The organism is Mycobacterium sp. 852002-51613_SCH5001154, assembly GCF_001667425.1.
Classification (GTDB): domain Bacteria; phylum Actinomycetota; class Actinomycetes; order Mycobacteriales; family Mycobacteriaceae; genus Mycobacterium.
Genome location: NZ_LZII01000009.1, coordinates 1 through 20,005, shown reverse-complemented (window position 1 = coordinate 20,005; position 20,005 = coordinate 1). Strand labels below are relative to the sequence as shown.

At 68.9% G+C, this 20,005-nt stretch carries 20 protein-coding genes and 1 pseudogene; 8 read left to right on the top strand and 13 right to left on the bottom strand.

The window, feature by feature from the left end; all coding sequences use genetic code 11:
- The first annotated feature begins 62 nt into the window (after nt 1-62).
- Nucleotides 63-1,358: a glycosyltransferase 87 family protein gene (locus tag A5750_RS04010; RefSeq protein WP_066946989.1), complete on the top strand. Its 1,296-nt coding sequence runs from the start codon at nt 63-65 to the stop codon at nt 1,356-1,358.
- Nucleotides 1,359-1,371: 13 nt separating this feature from the next.
- Here A5750_RS04010 and A5750_RS04005 read toward each other — a convergent pair whose 3' ends face one another.
- The 5 genes from A5750_RS04005 to A5750_RS03985 all read right to left on the bottom strand — a co-directional run bounded on the left by A5750_RS04005 (nt 1,372) and on the right by A5750_RS03985 (nt 4,767).
- Nucleotides 1,372-2,100, bottom strand: a complete 729-nt coding sequence (locus tag A5750_RS04005) for a 1-acyl-sn-glycerol-3-phosphate acyltransferase (RefSeq protein WP_066946986.1) — start codon at nt 2,098-2,100, stop codon at nt 1,372-1,374.
- A gap of 84 nt (nt 2,101-2,184) precedes the next feature.
- On the bottom strand, nt 2,185-2,565 hold the full coding sequence (locus A5750_RS04000; RefSeq protein WP_066946982.1) for a hypothetical protein: 381 nt from the start codon (nt 2,563-2,565) through the stop codon (nt 2,185-2,187).
- Nucleotides 2,562-3,830, bottom strand: a complete 1,269-nt coding sequence (locus A5750_RS03995; protein WP_197505342.1) for an ArsA family ATPase — start codon at nt 3,828-3,830, stop codon at nt 2,562-2,564. Before A5750_RS03995 ends, A5750_RS04000 begins: the two co-directional genes overlap by 4 nt.
- Nucleotides 3,827-4,261: an SRPBCC family protein gene (locus A5750_RS03990; protein WP_066946972.1), complete on the bottom strand. Its 435-nt coding sequence runs from the start codon at nt 4,259-4,261 to the stop codon at nt 3,827-3,829. Before A5750_RS03990 ends, A5750_RS03995 begins: the two co-directional genes overlap by 4 nt.
- A gap of 116 nt (nt 4,262-4,377) precedes the next feature.
- A complete protein-coding gene (locus A5750_RS03985) occupies nt 4,378-4,767 on the bottom strand; it encodes a polyketide cyclase / dehydrase and lipid transport (protein ID WP_066946969.1) in 390 nt (129 codons plus the stop codon).
- Between the two features lie 130 nt (nt 4,768-4,897).
- Between A5750_RS03985 and A5750_RS03980 the strand changes: the two genes are divergently transcribed.
- Nucleotides 4,898-6,700, top strand: coding sequence for a long-chain fatty acid--CoA ligase (locus A5750_RS03980; protein ID WP_066946965.1), 1,803 nt, complete (start codon nt 4,898-4,900; stop codon nt 6,698-6,700).
- Nucleotides 6,701-6,786: 86 nt separating this feature from the next.
- On the opposite strand, the gene pimB is transcribed toward A5750_RS03980, so the two are convergent.
- The 4 genes from pimB to A5750_RS26255 form a co-directional block, all read right to left on the bottom strand.
- On the bottom strand, nt 6,787-7,929 hold the full coding sequence (gene pimB / locus A5750_RS03975; RefSeq protein ID WP_066946962.1) for a GDP-mannose-dependent alpha-(1-6)-phosphatidylinositol monomannoside mannosyltransferase: 1,143 nt from the start codon (nt 7,927-7,929) through the stop codon (nt 6,787-6,789).
- 47 nt (nt 7,930-7,976) lie between these two features.
- Nucleotides 7,977-8,900: a hypothetical protein gene (locus A5750_RS03970; protein ID WP_369817362.1), complete on the bottom strand. Its 924-nt coding sequence runs from the start codon at nt 8,898-8,900 to the stop codon at nt 7,977-7,979.
- On the bottom strand, nt 8,863-10,002 hold the full coding sequence (gene ripC, locus A5750_RS03965) for a peptidoglycan hydrolase RipC (protein ID WP_066946958.1): 1,140 nt from the start codon (nt 10,000-10,002) through the stop codon (nt 8,863-8,865). Before ripC ends, A5750_RS03970 begins: the two co-directional genes overlap by 38 nt.
- A 183-nt stretch (nt 10,003-10,185) precedes the next feature.
- The gene (locus A5750_RS26255) at nt 10,186-10,440 is read right to left on the bottom strand and encodes a hypothetical protein (RefSeq protein ID WP_082948230.1); all 255 of its coding nucleotides are present in this window, start codon (nt 10,438-10,440) and stop codon (nt 10,186-10,188) included.
- Nucleotides 10,441-10,607: 167 nt separating this feature from the next.
- Here A5750_RS26255 and A5750_RS03960 point away from each other — a divergent pair.
- A pseudogene (locus tag A5750_RS03960) lies at nt 10,608-12,461 on the top strand (DEDD exonuclease domain-containing protein); the annotation flags it as partial.
- On the opposite strand, the gene trpD reads toward A5750_RS03960, so the two are convergent.
- The gene (gene trpD / locus A5750_RS26250) at nt 12,399-13,493 is read right to left on the bottom strand and encodes an anthranilate phosphoribosyltransferase (protein WP_156664262.1); all 1,095 of its coding nucleotides are present in this window, start codon (nt 13,491-13,493) and stop codon (nt 12,399-12,401) included. The pseudogene A5750_RS03960 and the gene trpD overlap by 63 nt on opposite strands.
- A 138-nt stretch (nt 13,494-13,631) precedes the next feature.
- Here trpD and A5750_RS03955 point away from each other — a divergent pair, with 138 nt between their 5' ends.
- From A5750_RS03955 to A5750_RS03940, 4 genes are read left to right on the top strand one after another with little or no spacing between them, the layout of a single operon-like run.
- Entirely contained in the window at nt 13,632-14,243 is a 612-nt protein-coding gene (locus tag A5750_RS03955; protein WP_055401014.1) for a heme-copper oxidase subunit III, read from the top strand.
- Nucleotides 14,244-14,283: 40 nt separating this feature from the next.
- Nucleotides 14,284-15,138, top strand: a complete 855-nt coding sequence (locus A5750_RS03950) for a c-type cytochrome (protein ID WP_066946953.1) — start codon at nt 14,284-14,286, stop codon at nt 15,136-15,138.
- Nucleotides 15,135-16,340, top strand: coding sequence for a ubiquinol-cytochrome c reductase iron-sulfur subunit (locus A5750_RS03945; RefSeq protein WP_066946950.1), 1,206 nt, complete (start codon nt 15,135-15,137; stop codon nt 16,338-16,340). Before A5750_RS03950 ends, A5750_RS03945 begins: the two co-directional genes overlap by 4 nt.
- On the top strand, nt 16,337-18,034 hold the full coding sequence (locus A5750_RS03940) for a cytochrome bc complex cytochrome b subunit (RefSeq protein ID WP_066946945.1): 1,698 nt from the start codon (nt 16,337-16,339) through the stop codon (nt 18,032-18,034). Before A5750_RS03945 ends, A5750_RS03940 begins: the two co-directional genes overlap by 4 nt.
- Here A5750_RS03940 and A5750_RS03935 read toward each other — a convergent pair.
- Nucleotides 18,031-18,492 carry a DUF5994 family protein gene (locus tag A5750_RS03935; RefSeq protein ID WP_066946942.1) on the bottom strand — a complete coding sequence of 154 codons (462 nt, stop codon included), beginning with the start codon at nt 18,490-18,492 and terminating at the stop codon, nt 18,031-18,033. The genes A5750_RS03940 and A5750_RS03935 overlap by 4 nt on opposite strands.
- A gap of 305 nt (nt 18,493-18,797) precedes the next feature.
- Here A5750_RS03935 and A5750_RS03930 point away from each other — a divergent pair, with 305 nt between their 5' ends.
- On the top strand, nt 18,798-19,031 hold the full coding sequence (locus tag A5750_RS03930; RefSeq protein WP_066946936.1) for a hypothetical protein: 234 nt from the start codon (nt 18,798-18,800) through the stop codon (nt 19,029-19,031).
- 3 nt (nt 19,032-19,034) lie between these two features.
- Here the strand turns inward: A5750_RS03930 and A5750_RS03925 are convergent, their stop codons facing one another.
- Nucleotides 19,035-19,682 carry a DUF2561 family protein gene (locus A5750_RS03925; protein WP_066946931.1) on the bottom strand — a complete coding sequence of 216 codons (648 nt, stop codon included), beginning with the start codon at nt 19,680-19,682 and terminating at the stop codon, nt 19,035-19,037.
- Nucleotides 19,682-20,005: MmpS family transport accessory protein (locus A5750_RS03920; protein WP_231989120.1), on the bottom strand; the 324-nt coding region annotated here is incomplete at its 5' end. The genes A5750_RS03925 and A5750_RS03920, both read right to left, overlap by 1 nt.

Genomic DNA, 20,005 nt, shown 5'->3' with positions numbered 1-20,005 from the left:
ACCGCCGGAAGCCGCGCGGAGCGACGTACCACCTCCGCGCACCGATTACGCTGTTGTGCGACATGAGTAGATGGCGGGCGCCCGACGTGGGCCACCCAAGCAAACGTGGCCCCGGGCAGGTCCTGTTGTGGTGCGGTCTCTGGCTGCTAGCGGCCGCGGGGCTGGGCTATGTGGCCTGGCAACTGTTCGGCCACATTCCCTATCGCATCGATATCGACGTGTATCAGATGGGCGCGCAGGCGTGGATGCAGGGCCATTCGCTGTACCGCGGTGATGTGCTGTTCCACACACCGATCGGGCTCAACCTGCCGTTCACCTATCCCCCGCTGGCGGCGATCGTGTTCTGCCCGTTCGCCTGGCTGCACATGCCCGCCGCCAGCGTCGCGATCACGGCGTTGACGTTGGTGCTGCTGGTGGTGTCCACCGTGATCGTGCTGACCCGCCTCGACGTCTGGGCCGCCTCGACGGCGCTGCCCGGCCCGGCCTGGTTGCGCCGCTGGTGGCTGGCCGTCGTCATCACGCTGGCGGCGACCATCTGGCTGGAACCCATCACGTCGAACTTCGCCTTCGGCCAGATCAACGTCGTGTTGATGACCCTGGTGATCGCCGACTGCCTGCCGCGCCGCACACCGTGGCCGCGCGGGCTGCTGCTGGGACTGGGCATAGCGCTCAAACTCACGCCTGCGGTGTTTCTGCTCTATTTCCTGCTGCGTCGCGACAACCGGGCCGCACTCACGGCCGTGGCGTCCTTCGTGGTGACGACGGCGGTGGGTTTCGTTCTGGCATGGGGTGACTCGTGGGAGTACTGGACGCACACCCTGCCGCACACCGATCGGATCGGCGAGGCGGCGCTGAACACCGATCAAAACCTCGCCGGGGCCCTGGCCCGACTCGGGCTGGGCGAGCAACAGCGCTTCCTGCTCTGGGTGGTGGCCTCGCTGCTCGTGCTCGCGCTGACGGTGTGGGCGATGCGCAGGGTGCTGCGGGCCGGCGAGCCCGTGCTCGCCGTCATCTGCGTCGCGTTGTTCGGGTTGATGGTCTCCCCGGTCTCGTGGTCACACCACTGGGTGTGGGGATTGCCGACGGTCGTGGTGCTCGCCGTGCTGGCCTGGCGGCGCCGCAACGTGACGCTGGCCGTGGTCGGTGCCGCGGGAGTGGCGCTGATGAGATGGTCGCCGATCGACCTGCTGCCCAAGCATCACGAGGCGTCGGCGGTCTGGTGGCGTCAGCTCGCCGGGATGTCCTACGTGTGGTGGGCGCTGGCCGTCATCGTCGCGGCCGGTCTGACGGTGACCACTCGCAAGCCGTCGCCGGATTCGGCGCCGCAAGAATTGACGCCGGTGACAGCAGCCGGCTAGTCGAGCCCGCGGATCAACCGACGGCGGTTTCCGGGATCCGGGCGGCCTCGCCGGTCGATCCATCGCCGTTGCGGCTTTCCTTGACGCTGGCGGCGTAGATGTCGACGTACTCCTGGCCGGAGAGCCCCATCAGCTCGTAGATCACCTCGTCGATGACGGCCCGCTCGATGAAGCGGTTGCCGGCCAACCCCTCGAACCGGGAGAAGTCCATCGGCTTGCCGAAGCGAACGGTGACCCGCCCGAAGCGCAACATGTTCGTCCCCGGCGGATTGACGACGTTGGTGCCGATCATCGCCACCGGGATCACCGGGACGCCGGTGTGCAGGGCCAGCCGCGCCAGACCGGTCTTGCCTTTGTACAGCCGGCCGTCCGGCGATCGGGTGCCTTCGGGGTACATCCCCAGCAGCTTTCCGGACGAGAGCAGCCGCTCGGCGGTGGTCAGTGCGGCCTGCGCGCTGTCGGCGTCGGTCCGGTCGATCGGCACCTGGCCCACGGCGGTGAAAAACCAGCGCTGGAACCAGCCCTTCAGGCCGGTCCCCGTGAAGTATTCGGCCTTCGCCAGGAAGGTGATGCGGCGGCGCACCACCAGCGGCAGGTAGAAGCTGTCCATCACCGCCAGGTGATTACTGGCCAGGATCGCCGGGCCGGAACTCGGAATGTGTTCCAGGCCTTCAACTTTTGGCCGACCGAGCAAGGCCAGCAACGGGCCGAGCAGTACGTACTTGAATAGCCAGTACCACATGGCCCTCCCTCTCGCCCGCCCGCCGGTGTTCTGCGCCAACTGTACCCACCGCATGCGGAAGGGACCACCTTCGACGCAGCGGGGTCACTCCTCGACGGTGACGGGAATGGGCTGATACCGGGTCCTGGTCGCTGAGTCGGGAGGCTCCGCCTCGGTGGCGCCGTGGCCGGGCGGCCCGTCGGGCGGTGGTCTCTCCGCGCCGTTGATGTCGTCGAGCATGGCCCGGATCACCTCGAGCAGGGCGATGCTGTGGTCGGCGATAACGGTGATCAGCGGGTGCTGCTCACCGGTCGCCAGCGCGGCCAGCGCGCACACCGGGCACCACACCTGTTGGCACTTGCCGGTCCCGGCTCCGCGGCCCGCCGTCAGCGCGGCCGCCGTCCGCACCGCCGGGTCGATTCCGTCCAGGATTGTCTGGGCGAGCCTGCGCAGCTCGGGACCGATATCCGAATGAGCCCCACTCACTTAGGCCACACCTCCGGATCTGGTCGAAATCGCACCGTCAGCTCGCTACCCCGCAATTGTGCGTCCAGCACCGTGCAGCGCCGGAGCACGGACGCCAACCTAACCCTGCGCCGCAATCCGCCGGCACTGACGATCAGGTCGTCGTCAACGCGCCCCAGCGTCAGCGTTGACGGATCGAGTTGCGGCAACGCTAGCCGCATTCGATAAATGGAACCAAGTCCCGTTCCGGATTCCAGGTCCACCGTCGGCCGCAATGGCCCCGGCGGCGGCGCCCCGCCGCGACGACGCGCGGAGTCGAGCAACTCGCCCAGGGCCTTCGGACCGATCGGCTCCCCGGACAGGTGCGGAGTCAACACCAGGGCCACCTCACCAATGGTGGCGTCGAGTTCGTCGAGAACACCACGTTGTTCGGAAATGCGTTCGGCGTACCAGTAAAACGCGGGGTGCTCCGGCAGGTTGCGGTATTCGTAAGATGCGTCTTCGGTCAGAACCTGGTTGACGATCAGTTCCTCGACGCGCACCCCCATCAATGCCAGCGAACCCAGCGTCCTGGCCGCCTCCGCAGCGACGACCCGCTCCGGCGTCAATACCAAGTGCGCGCCGACCAATTCGCCGTCGGTCAGCAGGGTGTTGAGCGTCTCGACGCTGGCGCCGATGCGCTCCAGCAGCTCCACCATCGCCGCCGAGCGGGAGTCGTCGGCGCCGACGGACAGCCGCCGATGCCGCGGCCACGCGCGTTCGACATAGAGCCCGAAGGTGGCGGGCAAGGTCAACATCCGCAGCGCGTCGGCGGTCGAGGCGCAGTCGACGACGATGCGATCCCAGCGCCCGGAGACGGCCAGCTCGCCGACGGCGTGCAGCCCGAGCACTTCCTGAACACCCGGCAGCGCCGAAAGTTCTTCGGGGGCAATGGTACTCAGCTCGGTATCGGGAAACCGACGATCCAGCGTGTCGACGACCTCGCGCCAGCGAAGCTCGAGCAGGGCCAGGGTGTCCAGGGCGAGCGCGTCGAGGAAGCCACCACCGGCCTGCTCGTCATCGGCAAGCACGCGAACCAGTTCGCCCGGGCTGGGCGGGACGGGGACACCGAGCACGTCGCCGAGTGAATGCGCCTGATCGGTCGACACCACCAGCACTCGCTGCCCCGCGCTTGCGGCACCGACCGCCGTCGCACAGGCCAGCGTGGACTTTCCTACCCCGCCCTTGCCAACGAAGAGGCTGATTCGGGCCGGGGTGGGCGCCCGCGATTCGCTGGACTCACTCAGCCCTCGACTCGTTTCTTCAGATCCTTCAACGCGGTGTCGGTCAACCGGCGCTCGGCCTTGCGCTTGAGCAGACCGATCATGGGAACGGCGAGGTCAACCGAGAGCTCGTAGGTGACCTCGGTGCCAGATCCCTTGGGCGCCAATCGATATGTGCCCTCCAGCGAACGCAGCAGCGAGCTGGAGACCAGGGTCCAACTGACCGACTGCCGGTCCTTGGGCCACTGGTAGGAAATGACCATCGTGTCCTTGAGCACGGCGGCGTCCAGCACCACCCGCGCGACTTTGGGATAGCCGTCGGCGTCTGTCTCCTGCACCTCGGCTTCCCGGTATTCCGAGATCCACTGCGGGTAGGAATCGATATCCGCGATGACGCCCATCACCGTGCCCGGGTCGGCGTCGATGTAAATGGTCTGCGACGTCTTCTCCGCCACCTGGTGCTGCCCTCTCTCCCGCAAGCGGTCGACGCCGCCGGCGGGGAAACTACCGTGCGGGTCTAACCCCCGGGCCTCCGGTCCGAAACGGTACTCTCCCCGCAAACCTGACCCGGCTAAACTACCGGAGAAACTCCGACCGGACGCGACCGTTCCAGTGTCGTCTTGACCTCGAAGGCCATTTTCTTTCCCGCCACCCGACGGCGGTGCGTCATTTTCGCGAGATTCAGCTTGGCCAACTGCCAGGCCGCCACCCCGGACGGTTCGGCGTGCAGGAAGTAATGCAGCACCACCCCGTCCAGCGACGGCTCCAGCCAGATCTCCATGGTTCCGGTCAGCGCGCCGGTGACCGCCCAGCGGATCCCCTTGTCGCCGCGCTCCTCGACGACCTGCAGCCGCAGGTCCGGCCACCACCGGCGCCAGCTCGACGGATCGGCGACCGCGGCGCCGACCCGCGCACCGTCGGCGGCGACGAACGTCTCGTCGGCGATCTGGATGCTGTTCACTACCCCAGCTTCACACACCCGCGCCCTGGCCCGGCGACTGCCACCGTTCCTGCGCGAACGCGCGGATTAGGCTGGACGGCAACAAGCCGGCCCCCGGAACGTCACCCAAGCCAAAACGAGGTCAGTAAGAGTGCGTGAGTACAGTGTCCCCGCCCGCTTCTCCGTCGGCGAGCACGACAACATCGCGGCCATGGTCTTCGAGCACGAGCGATCAGATCCCGGCTTCGTCATCTTCCGGCGTCAGGTCGACGGCGAATGGACCGATGTCACCTGCGCGGAGGTGGCCGAACAGGTTCGCTCCGCGGCGCTGGGTCTGATCGCGCTCGGCGTCCAGGCCGGCGACCGGGTCTCCATCTTCTCGGCCACCCGCTACGAGTGGGCGATCATCGACCTGGCAATCCTGTCCGTCGGCGCGGTCACCGTGCCGATCTACGAGACGTCGTCGGCCGAGCAGGTGCGCTGGGTGCTGCAGGACTCCGAGGCGGTGGTCGCCTTCGCCGAAACCGACGCGCACGCCGCGATGGTCACCGAACTCACCGCCGACCTGCCCGCCCTGCGCCGCGTGCTGCACATCGACGGCTCGGGTCCCAAGGCGCTCGACCAGCTCGCCGAGGCCAGCGCCTCGGTCGAGCCCGCCGAACTCACCGCCCGCCAGGAGGCGCTGCGCGCCGACGACCCGGCGACGCTCATCTACACCTCGGGCACCACCGGACGGCCCAAGGGCTGCCAGCTCACCCATTCCAACCTGCTGTACGAGACCCGCGGCGCCAAGGAGTGCCTGCCGACGCTGCTGCACGAGGGGCAGCGGCTGCTGATCTTCCTGCCGCTGGCCCACGTGCTGGCGCGCTCGCTGACGCTCTCGGCATTCGCCAACAAGGTGACCGTCGGGTTCACCAGCGACATCAAGAACCTGCTGCCGATGTTCGCCGTGTTCAAGCCGACGGTGGTGGTGTCGGTGCCCCGGGTGTTCGAGAAGGTCTACAACACCGCCGAACAGAACGCGGTCAACGACGGCAAGGGCCGGATCTTCGCGGCCGCCGTGCAAACCGCGGTCGACTGGAGCCAGGCGCAGGACGGCGGGCGGCCGGGGCTGGTGCTGCGCGCCAAGCATGCGTTGTTCGACCGGCTGGTCTATCACAAGCTGCGCGCCGCGCTGGGCGGTGAATGCCACGCGTCCGTCTCGGGCGGCGCGCCGCTGGGTGCGCGGCTGGGCCACTTCTACCGGGGCGTCGGCCTGACCATCCACGAGGGCTACGGCCTGACCGAGACCAGCTCCGCCATCACGGTCAACCAGGTCGGCAACGTCAGGATCGGGACGGTCGGAACGCTGTTGCCGGGCAACAGCATGCGCATCGCCGAAGACGGCGAGCTTCTGGTCCGGGGCGGCGTGGTGTTCAGCGGCTACTGGCGCAACGAGCAGGCCACCAACGACGCGTTCACCGACGGCTGGTTCAAGACCGGCGATCTCGGCGCGCTCGACGAGGACGGCTTCCTGAGGATCACCGGCCGCAAGAAGGAGATCATCGTCACCGCCGGCGGTAAGAACGTCGCCCCGGCCGTGCTCGAGGACCAACTGCGGGCGCACGCGCTGATCAGCCAGGCCATGGTGGTGGGCGACGCCAAGCCGTTCATCGGCGCGCTGATCACCATCGACCCCGAGGCGTTCGAAGCGTGGAAGGAGCGCAACCACAAGGCGGCCGGCGCGTCGGTTGCCGATCTGGCCGGCGACCCGGACCTGGTCGCCGAGGTGGACGCCGCCGTCAAGCACGCCAACCAGGCGGTGTCGCACGCCGAGTCGATCCGCAAATTCCGCATCCTGCCGGTCGACTTCACCGAGGACACCGGCGAGCTGACACCGACGATGAAGGTCAAGCGCAACGTGGTCGCCGAGAAGTTCGCCTCCGACATCGACTGGATCTACGAGAAGGATTAGCGGCCCGCCGTCACGCCTCCGCGGCCGAGCGTCACGCCAGGGCACCGCCCTCCTGCGAGCGTCAGGCCAGCGTGACGCTCGAGCCGTCAGCCGCCGAGGATTTCGGCCAGCCGTGCAGCGAGGGTGTCCCACCGCCAGTGGGCCGTCACCCACTCCCGCCCGGCCTCGCCCATGGCGGCGGCCCGGTCCCGGTCGCCGAGCAACTCGGTGACGGCGTCGGCGACGGCGCTCAGCGAGCGCCCATCGACTACTAATCCAGTCTTGTTGTGCTGCACGGCTTCTGGAGCCCCGCCGGAGTCGCCGGCGATCACCGGCTTGCCGGTCGCCGAGGCCTCGAGGAAGACGATGCCCAAGCCCTCGACGTCCATGCCGGCGCCGCGGGTGCGGCACGGCATCGCGAAGACGTCGGCCAGCGCGTGGTGGGCGGGCAGCTCGGCGGCCGGTACGCCGCCGGTGAAAGTCACATGCTCGCTCATCCCGCACTCGCGGGCGAGCTTGTGCAGCGATTCCAGGTAGGGACCGCCGCCGACGATGACCAGGGCGGCACCATCGACGCGCTGCCGGATCGACGGCAGCGCCTTGATCAGCATGTCCTGACCCTTGCGCGGGACCAGCCGGGACACGCACACGACCGTGGGCCGCTCCCCCAGCCGATACCGGTCGCGCAGCGCGGCGCCGGCCGCCGGGTCGGGCCGGAACCGGTCGGTGTTGACCCCGGGCGGCAGGTATTCCAGCGACGCGTTGGGCCCGAAGGCCGGCGCGAACCGGGCGCGGGTGTAGCGGCTGACGAACGTGACGACGTCGGTGGTGTCGCCGATGCGACGCAGCACCGACCGCGCGACGGGGAGCATCGACCAGCCCACTTCGTGACCGTGCGTGCTGGCCACCACCCGGGTCGCCCCCGCCTGCCGGGCCCGCTGCGCCAGCAGCGCCAGCGGCGCGGCCGCGCCGAACCAGACGGTGTCGATGCCGTTGTCGGCGATCAGCCGGCGCATCCGGGCGTCCACCGCCGGGCCGGGCAACATCAACGTGCCGGGATGACGGACCACCCGGTAGCCCGCCGCCTCGGCCGCATGGTCGAAGGCCTCGGCACCCTTCCATTGCGGCGCGTACACCGTCATCGAATGCAACCCGGCATCGACGAGGTGCCCGACGAAGTCGCTCAGGTAGGACTGGATGCCGCCCGGCCGGGGCGGAAAGTCGTTGGTTACCAGCAGGACCCGACTCACTGCGTCAGGCTAGCCTGACGCGCGCGCGGGCCGTGCGGGGCATCTCCTCAGCCGGCGCGGGTGAGCCACTCGTGCCAGCGCGCGAGCAGGCCGGGCGAGTCGGTGGCCAGCACGTCGTGCGCGGCGGAGGGCACGTCGGTGTGCCCGGCACCGCAGACGGCCAGATACAGGTCGTGCAGCTTGGCCGTCCCGAAGGTGTCCGCGACGAAGCGCGCGAACCACCAGGCGCGGTCGTACGCCAACGAACGCTGCGAGCCCGGTGCGTCCAGGTCGGCGTCCGAGGGCAGCGCCAGCGGGACCGGCAGCGCGTCGAGGGGCACCGGAGTCCGTGGCCGGCCGACGAAATCGGCCACGCCCTCGGTCAGCCACCGGGGCGCATCCGCGGCGGTGTCCGCGCGGGCCGCGTAGTGAAAAAGCTCGTGCGTCAACACGATTCGCAGCGCACCCTCGGTCATGTTGGCCGCGCCGGGCGCGAAGACGATCCGCTCACCGATGACCACCCGGTGCACCGGATCGACGCGGTCGGCGACCGTCACCGCCGCGATGTCCGCCCACTGCGCCGCCGGACCGCCACCGGCGGCCGCGCGGAACTCCTCGTCGGTGTGGGCGGCGACCACCGATATGTCGCGCGACCAGTCCAAGCCCCAGAACGCCTCGACCGCGTTGATCGCCGCGCCGATGCCGGACGCCACCCGGGACAGCAGCCGGTCGCCGGCCGGACCGCCGAGGCCGAGCAGCCGAACGGTGCGGTCACCGACGACCAGCGACTTCGTCGCGGCGCTGACCTGGCTGCGTGCGGGCGTGATCAGCTGCGGGGGTCGCGTGCCGCCGCCGCGTCCCGCGTCCAGCGGGACCGCCGCGGCGACGACGAGCTCGACAAGGAAGACCCAGGCCAGCAGCAGCGTCAGCCGCCCGCGCCGGGCGCCTGGTCCGCTAGTAGCGGCGGGCGTCGTGGATCGGGCCTGCGGCATTCATCGGCACCACGCGCACCGGCTGGCCGTAGGTCGAGGAATGGATCACCATGCCGTCACCGACGTAGAGGCCGCTGTGTGACGCGTCGTTATAGAAGGTGACCACGTCGCCGGGCTGCAGGTCCGACAACGACACCGGCTGACCGCCTTGAGCCTGCGCCTGGCTGGAGTGCGGCAGCGAGATACCGGCCTGCTGGAACGCCCACATCACCAGGCCGGAGCAGTCGAACCCGCCCGGCGCGGCGCCACCCCAGACGTACGGTGAACCGACCTGCGTCAACGCCGCCTGCACGACGGTCCCGCGGTCACCGCCACCGACCCCGCCACCGAACGGTCCGGGCATTCCGCCGGGAGGCGGAGCCTCACCGGGTCCCTGCGGCGCGCCGGGCGGCGCCGCCTCGGGCGCGGGGGCGCCGGGCGCCGGGAGACCCGCCGGGACGGGGCCGGGATCGGCGAGCGCGGTGCGCTGCTCGGGCGACAAGGACACGTACTGCGACTTGACGACCGCGATCTGCACCTGCAACTGACTTTGCTTGGACTGCAGGCTCGCTCGCACCGCGGCGGCCTGCTCGGCCGCGCTCTTCGCGTCGGCGGCGGACTTGGCGGCCTCCCGCTCGGCCTTGGCGGCCTGCTCGCCCGCGGCCCGGAAACTCGTCATCTGGTCGGCCATCTGGGTCGCCATCAGCCGCTGCATGGCCAGCTTGTCGATCAGCCCTTGCGGCGATCCGGCGGTCAACATGGCCGTCATGCCGTCGACGCGGCCGCCCATGTAGGTCGCGGCGGCAAGCTTGTTCACGGCACCCTGGAACGACGCCAGGCGAGCCTTGGCCGCATCGACGGCGGCCAGGGCGTCGTCGTGCTTCTTGTCCGCCGCGCGCTGGGCCACCAGCTTGTCGTTCAGGTCGAGCTGCGCGCTGTGCATCGCCTCGGTGGTCTGCTCGGCCTGGCGTGACAACTCGTTGAGTTTGGCCAGCGCATCACCGGCCGGGTCGGCCGAGACGTTCGCCGCGAGGGCACCCGATAAGACTGTGAAGCCCGCTAGCGTCCCGATGGCAAATCGCGTGACGACACGCACAAACGGGTATCTAGAGTCAAGCCTCAAGATTTTGCTTCCTTAAACGGGCCATTGACGACCAGGCGCCGTCGAGCTGGTTTAGGTCTCAGACAGGTTACGAAACGATATCGGCGTTTGTCCAAAGCGGGGGGTTAAGAATTTGGATAGATTTCTGTCATTATCATGTGGACGATGCTGACTCCCTCGTAAACCTTTGGCACACAAAGCATCTTAGGCGACGCCCGAATCGCGTTCGCGGCGGATAGGCACTAACCGTAATCGCGGTGCCAGGCCTACATCGGCGAGCACCGCCAACGCAGCGCATTCGTCCTCCAACAAAGTTCCCGGGACCCCGAGTAACACGCTGACTACGCAATCGCGGCATCCCGGTCCGCGCACCGCGCAGTCGTCGCAATCGATCACCACCGGCGCCCCCGCGTCCGGCACCGTCGTGCCGTCGCTGTCGGGCCCACTGCTTCGTGCCATCGGGATCGGTCCTCTCGGTCAGGCTTGGCGAACTCAGGTCGGACTCTCCGCACGGTAACCACACCCACCGACAACCCGCCGGCACCGCGTTTCGCCTGGCGAACGGGTTCGGTTTGCTCGGCGTGGGAACCGCGCGGGTGTCGGTGGACCCGCTTAACGTCGCGGCCATGGGTGCCGGTGATGCGACTCAGCTCAGTTTCACCGACTTGGGGTCATCCTTCGCCACCGCCGACGTCACGTTGCGCGACACAACCTTCGTGGTGGTGGACCTGGAGACCACGGGCGGACGCACGAAAGGCACCGACGGAAACGCGCCCGACGCCATCACTGAGATCGGAGCGGTCAAGGTCCGCGGCGGCGCCGTGCTCGGCGAGTTCGCCACGCTCGTCGACCCGGAGCGCAGCATCCCGCCCCAGATCGTGCAGCTGACCGGCATCACCACCGCGATGGTGTCCGACGCTCCGACAATCGACGCGGTGTTGCCGATGTTCCTCGAATTCGCGGGTTTCGACCACGGGACAGTGCTGGTGGCCCACAACGCCGGGTTCGATGTGGGATTTCTGCGTGCCGCCGCGGCGCGGTGCGACATCCCCTGGCCCCGGCCGAAGGTCCTGTGCACGGTGCGGCTGGCCCGCCGGGTGCTCAGCCGCGAGGAAGCCCCCACGGTGCGGCTGGCCGCGCTGGCGCGGCTCTTTGCCGTCGCCACCCAGCCCACGCACCGCGCGCTGGACGACGCCCGCGCCACCGTCGACGTGCTGCACGCGCTCATCGAGCGGGTGGGCAACCAGGGGGTGCACACCTACGCCGACCTGCGCTCCTACCTGCCGGACGTGACGCCGGCCCAGCGGCGCAAGCGGGTCCTCGCCGAAGGTCTGCCCCACCGCCCGGGGGTCTACCTGTTTCGCGGGCCGTCGGGCGAGGTGCTCTACGTGGGCACCGCCGTCGACCTGCGCCGCCGGGTCGGGCAGTACTTCACCGGCGCCGACCCACGCGGCCGGATGAAGGAGATGGTCAATCTGGCCACCGCGGTCGACCACGTGGAGTGCGCTCACGCGCTGGAGGCCGGCGTCCACGAGCTGCGACTGCTGGCCGCGCACGCCCCGCCCTACAACCGCCGTTCCCGGTTCCCGCACCGCTGGTGGTGGGTGGCCCTGTCCGACGAGGCGTTCCCGCGGCTCGCGGTGGTCCGGGCACCGCGCCACGACCGCGCCGTCGGCCCGTTTCGGTCGCGCGCCGACGCCGCCGACACGGCCGCGCTGATGGCGCGCTTCACCGGCCTTCGGACCTGCACGGCCCGGCTGGGCCGCTCGGTCCTGCACGGGCCGGCCTGCCCCGAGGCCGAGGTCTCGCCGTGTCCCGCGGCGCGCGGCATCACGGCCACGCAATACGCGGCGGCCGTGGCGCGCGTCGCCGCGTTGATCGACGGGATGGAGAACGCCGCCCTGGTGGCCGCCGTGGATCAGGTCACGGCGCTGGCCGAGCGCCGCAATTTCGAAAGCGCCGCGCGCCTGCGCGACCGCACCGCCACCGCCGTCGAGATCCTGTGGCGCGGCCAGCGGTTGCGCGCCCTGGCCACGCTGCCCGAGCTGATCGCCGCCGCGCCCGACGGGGACGGTGGTTACCACCTCGCCGTCGTCCGGCACGGTCAGCTCGCCGCAGCCGGCACCGCCAGGCGCGGGGTGCCCCCGATGCCGGTGGTCGACGCCATTGCGGCTGGGGCACAGGCGATCTTGCCCGTCGCGGCCCCGCTGGGCGGTGCGCTGGTGGAGGAATCCGCGCTCATCACGCGGTGGCTGGCAGGCCCCGGGGTTCGCATCGTTCGGGTCGATGAATCCGCCGACGCCACCGGCTGGGCTTCACCACTGCGCTCGGCCGGCGCGTGGGCGGCCTGGGGCGCCTCGGCGCGTTCGGCGCGGCTGGCCTATGAACAGACCTCGGCACAAGCGGCCCAACACGACTCAGACCTGCTGGCTGAACCGCACCCATCGCGCGAGCACCTGTTCGGCCGCACCGGAGTCGATCGCCGCGGCGGCGCGCTGCAACCCGTCCTCCCACGCCGGCAACCATTCAGCGCGGCTGGATAGGCCGGCGTGGGCCACGATCGCCCCGGCGGCGTTGAGCACTACGGCGTCCCGGACCGGGCCCTTGTCACCGGCCAGCACCGCGCGCACCTCCGCCGCGTTGGCTTGCGCGTCGCCGCCCAACAGATCGTCGAGATCGGCTCGGGCAAAACCGAATCCGGCCGGATCGAACGTCAGCTTGTCCACCGTCCCGGCCTGCACCCGCCAAATCGTGCTGGTGGTGGTCGTCGTCAACTCGTCAAGTCCGTCGTCGCCGTGCACCACCAGCACGCTGGACCGGCGCGCGGCGAAGACCCCCGCCATCACCTCGGCGAGGTCGGCGAACGCGCAGCCGATCAGGCCGGCCCGCGGCCTAGCCGGATTGGTAAGGGGTCCAAGGAGATTGAACACCGTCGGCACGCCGATCTCGCGGCGCACCACCGACGCGTGCCGGTACGACGGGTGGAACAGCGGCGCGAAGCAGAACCCGATGCCCACCTCGGTCAGGCTCTGCGCCACCTGCTCGGGTTCGAGGTCGATACGCACGCCGAGCGCCTCCAGCGTGTCGGCACCGCCGGACAACGACGATGCCGCGCGGTTGCCGTGTTTGACCACCGGCACGCCGGCGGCCGCGACCACGATCGCCGCCATGGTGGAGAGGTTGACGGTGTTGACGCCGTCGCCACCGGTCCCGACGATGTCCACGCTGTCGTCGCGCATCGCGGGCATCGTGCGCGCGTGGCCCAGCATGACGTCGGCCAACTCGCTGACCTCGGCCGAGGTCGGGACCTTCATCTGCATCGACACCGCAAACGATGCGACCTGCGCCGGGCTCGCGTCGCCCGCCATGATCTGATCCATGGCCCAGGCGGCATGGCCGCGCGCCAGATCCTGACCGCCCATCAACCGGGCCAGAACCCCAGGCCACGAGGGTGCCGCCCCGGCCGGTCGAGCGGCGGACCCGCCAGTGGAAGCCTCAGATGACAGAGCCACGCGCCGATGGTCCCACGCGGACCCGACCTGCCCCAACCGGCGCGGAGTCCCGCCCGCTCCGGCCGGCGCCGCGACGCGAAAAGATGAAATGCCGCCCCGGGTGGAGTTAATCAACTACAAAGCGTCATACTTGCGGATGTGACCAGCGCTGTAGGGACCTCAGGTACTGCAATCACGTCGCGCGTTCATTCGTTGAATCGACCGAACATGGTCAGTGTCGGCACCATCGTTTGGCTCTCCAGCGAGCTGATGTTCTTTGCTGGCCTGTTCGCGATGTACTTCACCGCGCGTGCGCAGTCCGGCGGCAAGTGGCCGCCACCGCCGACCGAACTGAACCTCTATCAGGCCGTCCCGGTGACGCTCGTGCTGATCGCGTCGTCGTTCACCTGCCAAATGGGTGTGTTCGCGGCCGAACGCGGCGACGTCTTCGGGCTGCGCCGCTGGTACGTGATCACCTTCCTGATGGGCCTGTTCTTCGTTTGCGGGCAGGGCTACGAGTACTTCCACCTGGCCACGCACGGCACCACGATTCCCGGCAGCGCCTACGGCAGCGTGTTCTACCTGGCGACCGGTTTCCACGGCCTGCACGTCACCGGCGGTCTGATCGCCTTCATCTTCTTGCTGGCCCGCACCGCGATGAGCAAGTTCACCCCGGCGCAGGCCACCGCGAGCATCGTCGTCTCTTACTACTGGCATTTCGTCGACATCGTGTGGATCGCGCTGTTCACCGTGATCTATTTCATCCGATGAGCCGGCGGCTCCGAATACTGGAATGAACAGGAGTTCTCGGTTGAAGAAGCTGGGGTCCATGCGAAACCGGAAGCCGCGTCAAGGGCAGCGCGACCGCTCGAGGCGGCGGCTGCGCCGCCGCCTGTCCGGCGGGCTGTTGCTGCTGATCGCGCTGACCATCGCCGGCGGCCTGGCCGCCGTGCTGACGCCGCGCCCGCAAGTGGCCGTCGCCGACGAGTCGTCCTCGGCGCTGCTGCGGACCGGCAAGCAGCTGTTCGACACGTCGTGCGTGTCGTGTCACGGCGCGAACCTGCAGGGCGTGCCCGACCGCGGGCCCAGCCTGATCGGCGTCGGCGAGGAGGCCGTCTACTTCCAGGTCTCCACCGGCCGCATGCCTGCGATGACCGGCGAGGCCCAGGCGCCGCGCAAGGAGCCGATCTTCGACGAGGCGCAGGTCGACGCGCTGGGCGCGTACGTGCAGGCCAACGGCGGCGGTCCGACGACCGTGCGCAACCCGGACGGCAGCTTGGCGATGAAGTCGCTGCGCGGTGACGACCTGGGCCGCGGCGGCGACCTGTTCCGGCTGAACTGCTCCTCCTGCCACAACTTCACCGGCAAGGGAGGGGCGCTGTCGTCGGGCAAGTACGCGCCGGCCCTCGAGGCGCCCAACGAGCAGCAGATCCTGGCGGCCATGCGGACCGGCCCGCAGAACATGCCGAAGTTCTCCGACCGTCAGCTGTCCTTCGAAGCCAAGAAGGACATCATCGGCTACATCAAGTCGGTCACTGAAGAGCGCCAGCCCGGCGGCTACGGCCTCGGTGGATTCGGGCCCGCGCCCGAGGGCATGGCCGCGTGGATCATCGGGATGGTCGCCGCCATCGGTTTGGCACTGTGGATTGGGGCACGAGCATCATGAGCGACACCAATGCCGTAGCCGGCTCCGACACCGACAAGGGCGCCGCGCCGAACGAACCCGACGAGGCGGCCCTGGCCGCGATGTCCCAGCACGAGCTGGTGACGCTGGGCGGCAAGCTCGACGGCGTCGAGACGATCGTCAAGGAACCCCGCTGGCCCGTCGAGGGCACCAAAGCCGAGAAGCGCGCCGAACGCGGAGTCGCGCTGTGGCTCTTGCTCGGCGGTGGTTTCGGGTTGGCGCTGTTGCTGGTCTTCCTGTTCTGGCCGTGGGAGTACAAGCCGAAGGACGCCCCCGGCAGCCTGCTGTACGACCTGGCCACCCCGCTCTACGGGCTGACCTTCGGGATGTCGATCCTGTCGATCGCCATCGGCACCATCCTGTACCAGAAAAGGTTTATCCCGGAAGAGATTTCGATCCAGGAGCGGCATGACGGGGCCTCGCGCGACATCGACCGCAAGACGGTGGTGGCGAACCTGACCGACGCCCTTGATGGCTCAACCGTCCGGCGGCGCAAGGTGATTGGGCTTTCCCTGGGACTGGGCCTGGGCGCGTTCGGTCTGTCGACGCTGGTGGCGTTTGCCGGCGGTCTGATCAAGAACCCGTGGAAACCGGTGGTGCCCAGCGCCGATGGGAAGAAGGCCGTGCTGTGGACGTCCGGTTGGACACCGCGGTATGCGGGCGAGACCATCTTCCTCGCGCGGGCAACCGGCTCCGCCGGTGCATCACCGTTCGTCAAGATGCGCCCCGAGGACCTCGACGCCGGCGGCATGGAGACGGTATTCCCCTGGCGCGAATCCGACGGCGACGGCACCACGCCGGAATCACAGGAAAAGCTGCGCGCCATCAACCAGGGCGTCCGAAACCCGGTCATGCTCATCCGCGTGCGGCCGTCCGACATGCCCCGGGTGGTCAAGCGCCAGGGCCAGGAGAGCTTCAACTACGGCGAGCTGTTCGCCTACACCAAGGTCTGCTCGCACCTGGGTTGCCCCGCATCGCTTTTCGAGGAGCAGTCCTACCGAATCCTGTGCCCCTGTCACCAGTCGCAGTTCGACGCCCTGCACTTCGCCAAGCCGATCTTCGGCCCGGCCGCCCGCGCGCTGGCGCAACTGCCCATCACGATCGACACCAACGGGTATCTAGTCGCCAACGGTGACTTCGTCGAGCCCGTCGGACCGGCATTCTGGGAGAGGACGACAACATGAGTCCGAAACTGAGTCCCCCGAAACCGCCCAAGATCGGCGACGTCTTGGCCCGTCAGGGTGAAGACATCGACACGCGCTATCACCCCTCGGCGGCGGTACGCCGGCAGCTCAACAAGGTCTTCCCGACGCACTGGTCGTTCCTGCTGGGTGAGATCGCGATGTACAGCTTCATCGTGCTGCTGCTCACCGGCGTGTACCTGACGCTGTTCTTCGACCCGTCCATGGCCGAGATCACCTACAACGGCGCCTACCAGCCGCTGCGTGGCGTCGACATGTCCAAAGCCTTCGCCTCGACCCTCGACATCTCGTTCGAGGTGCGCGGCGGCCTGTTCGTCCGGCAGGTACACCACTGGGCCGCACTGATTTTCGCGGCGTCGATCATGGTGCACCTGGCACGAATCTTCTTCACCGGCGCGTTCCGCCGGCCCCGCGAGGCCAACTGGGTCATCGGTTCGCTGCTGCTGATCCTGGCCATGTTCGAGGGGTATTTCGGCTACTCGCTGCCCGACGACCTGCTGTCGGGTATCGGGCTGCGCGCCGCGCTCTCCTCGATCACGTTGGGAATGCCGGTGATCGGCACCTGGCTGCACTGGGCGCTGTTCGGCGGCGACTTCCCCTGCGGCGGTGTGGGTAACGAGTGCGCGACCGCGGGCTACATCATCCCGCGAATGTACGCCCTGCACATCCTGCTGATTCCGGGGATCATCCTGGCGCTGATCGGGCTGCATCTGGCGATGGTGTGGTTCCAGAAGCACACCCAGTTCCCCGGCCCGGGCCGCACCGAGCAGAACGTCGTCGGTGTGCGCGTCATGCCGATCTTCGCGGTCAAGTCCGGCGCGTTCTTCGCCGCGATCGTCGGGGTGCTCGGCCTGATGGGCGGGCTGCTGCAGATCAACCCGATCTGGAACCTCGGCCCCTACAAGCCATCTCACGTCTCGGCCGGCTCGCAGCCCGACTTCTACATGATGTGGACCGAGGGCCTGGCGCGTATCTGGCCGCCGTGGGAGTTCTACTTCTGGCACCACACCGTTCCCGCCGCCGTGTGGGTGGCCCTCCTGATGGGATTGATCTTCGTCCTGCTGATCGTCTATCCCTTCCTGGAGAAGCGATTCAGCGGCGACCGCGCCCACCACAACCTGTTGCAACGGCCACGTGACGCCCCGGTGCGCACGGCCATCGGTGCCATGGCGATCTCGTTCTACATGTTGCTGACGCTGGCGGCGATGAACGACATCATCGCCTTGAAGTTCCAGATCTCGCTGAACGCGACGACCTGGATCGGCCGCATCGGGATGGTCGTCCTCCCGCCGGTGGTCTACTTCATCGCCTACCGGTGGTGCGTTGCGCTGCAGCGCAGCGACCGGGAGGTGCTCGCACACGGCATCGAGACGGGGATCATCAAGCGGCTGCCGCACGGCGCTTACATCGAGCTGCATCAGCCGCTCGGACCGGTCGACGACCACGGCCACCCGCTCCCGCTCGAGTACCAGGGCGCGGCGCTGCCCAAGCGGATGAACAAGCTTGGCTCGGCCGGTTCACCGGGTAGCGGCAGCTTCCTGTTCGCCGACCCGGCGTCGGAGGATGCGGCGCTGCGCGAGGCTGCACACGGCTCAGAGCAACGTGCCCTCACCGCCCTGCGCGAGCACCAGGAAAGCACCGTCGGCTCGAACGGCAAGAACGGCGAGCACCACTAGCTTCGCGCTGGTTCGGTGCAGGCCGTGGCGCATTGTTGCTGGGCCGCCCGCAGGATCGAGCCGGCAGCCAAGAACGCCGGCTTCGTCTGGTCGCGCGCTTCGACGGGTAGGTCGGCCGCGCAGCGCAGCACCATCAGGGCGAGCGCGCTGTAGGTCGCGTAGGGGATGACGAGCAGGTTCACGCGTGCGTCGCCCCCGACGATTGTCATCACATGCTGGCGCTTTCGTTCCCATCCTGACCAGTTCAAGTCGGGTGGTCGCTGCAGTGGTGGCCAGTTGACATTGATCGCGTTGATGTCGCCCAGCAAGGGGGTCAGGAGGGCGACCAGCTCGGGCAATTCGTTGGTGATGCGGTCTGCGCGCGGCCACCACGCGCCGTCGATGGGGCGGCCGAGTTCACGACAAACCGACAGCCGGACGGGATTGACTCGGCGTCGGCGTTCGAACAATTCGGTCATCCGGCGGCCCGGCGGCCAGGCAGATTCGCGACAACCACAAGCGGATCCCTTCACGTCGGCGTCGTTCGCGCCGGCTAGCCCGGGCGGACGGAGGAATCGCATTGCCGTGGGTCGCACTCGCTTGGGTAGCTGCGGACCACCGCTGACAATGAAACGGCTCGCAGCTAACGCTACGCCACCGCCAGCCACGGGGCGGCCCGGGGCCGGGTGGGCCGCCCTGGCTCGGTGGGTGCACTACAGTGGCGAGGGCCTGACCGTGGCGCTGTCCGGGTGAGCGGGGGGTTTACACGATGAGGATGGGCGTAATGGCGACAGAGGACTGGAATGACGCCCCGGAGATCCATCCTTCGAAGATCCGGGTCGGTGACATCATCGGCACGCTGCGTCCCACGAAGCTGCGCTACACCGTCAAGATGATCAGCGGGCCGCAGACGACTCCCCGGCGCTGGACGTTCTTCGGCCGCGACGACAACGGCACGCAGCACACGAGCACGTTCGGTGAGGACGAACTGGTTCGCAGGTACGCCAAAGCGTCGTAGGGCCTACTGCTCGGCGACGGCGCGGCGCAGTAGGCGAACATGCAGCCACTCGATCACCGGCATCCCCGCGGTGACGACGCCCGCGACCACGTATGCGACCCAGGCGGGGCCGTCGTGGCCCACGGCCATCAGGTAGGTCGCCGTGGCCACCGCGACCAGCGCGGCGCCGATCGCGGTCAGCAATAGCACGGTGCCGCGCAACCACACCCGATCGACCGCCTCACCCGACCATCCGGAGTCGGCCGTCTGTACCGGCGCCTGCACCCGGGGTTGTCTCGCCCGATCGGCCGCGGTGCGCGGCGCCTGGGACATAAGGCGCACGGGGGGCCGGTTGGGCGAGGTCATCCCCCGGGCGGCCGGCTCGGTCTGGGCCATCCGGCGGGCCCGCAACAGCATCGGGATAGCCCCGGCGATGATCAGCGCGGACACGATGATCACGGCGTACAACACCCAGGAGGTGCTGTGCGTACCGTTGGCCGCTTTGTGAAAGCCCCGCCCCAGGTCGGCCAGCGCGACGGCCGCAGCCACGCTCACGCCCAGCAATACCAGCCAGACGGCGGCACACGCCCCGATCAATATGCGGTCGATGACGTCGGGCGAGATGGTGTCGTCCCCCACCCCGCGGCGGTACGCCGAATACCTGCCGACCATCAGCAGCTCGTCTGCGGTGAGTCGTTGCTGTTCGACGAAAGGACCGTCCCGTCGCTTGTGGTGATCGAGCAGTTCAGCCGGCTGACGCGGAAGAGGCTGGACGCCTCGACGGAGCCCACGTCGGACTGCGAAATCGGCGTGACGGTCATCGACCACGGGATGTACACGTTGTGCTGGGTGCGCCGCCGACCGGACGCATCGACGTAGGTCACGGAGATGATGTCGCCGGGCGCCTTCGTGCCGGTCACCGAGTAGGTCACCTGTCGCGGCCCGGCCGGGGTCGTCGGGGGCCGGGGCCGCGCCCCCCCCCGGCCCCGGCGGCA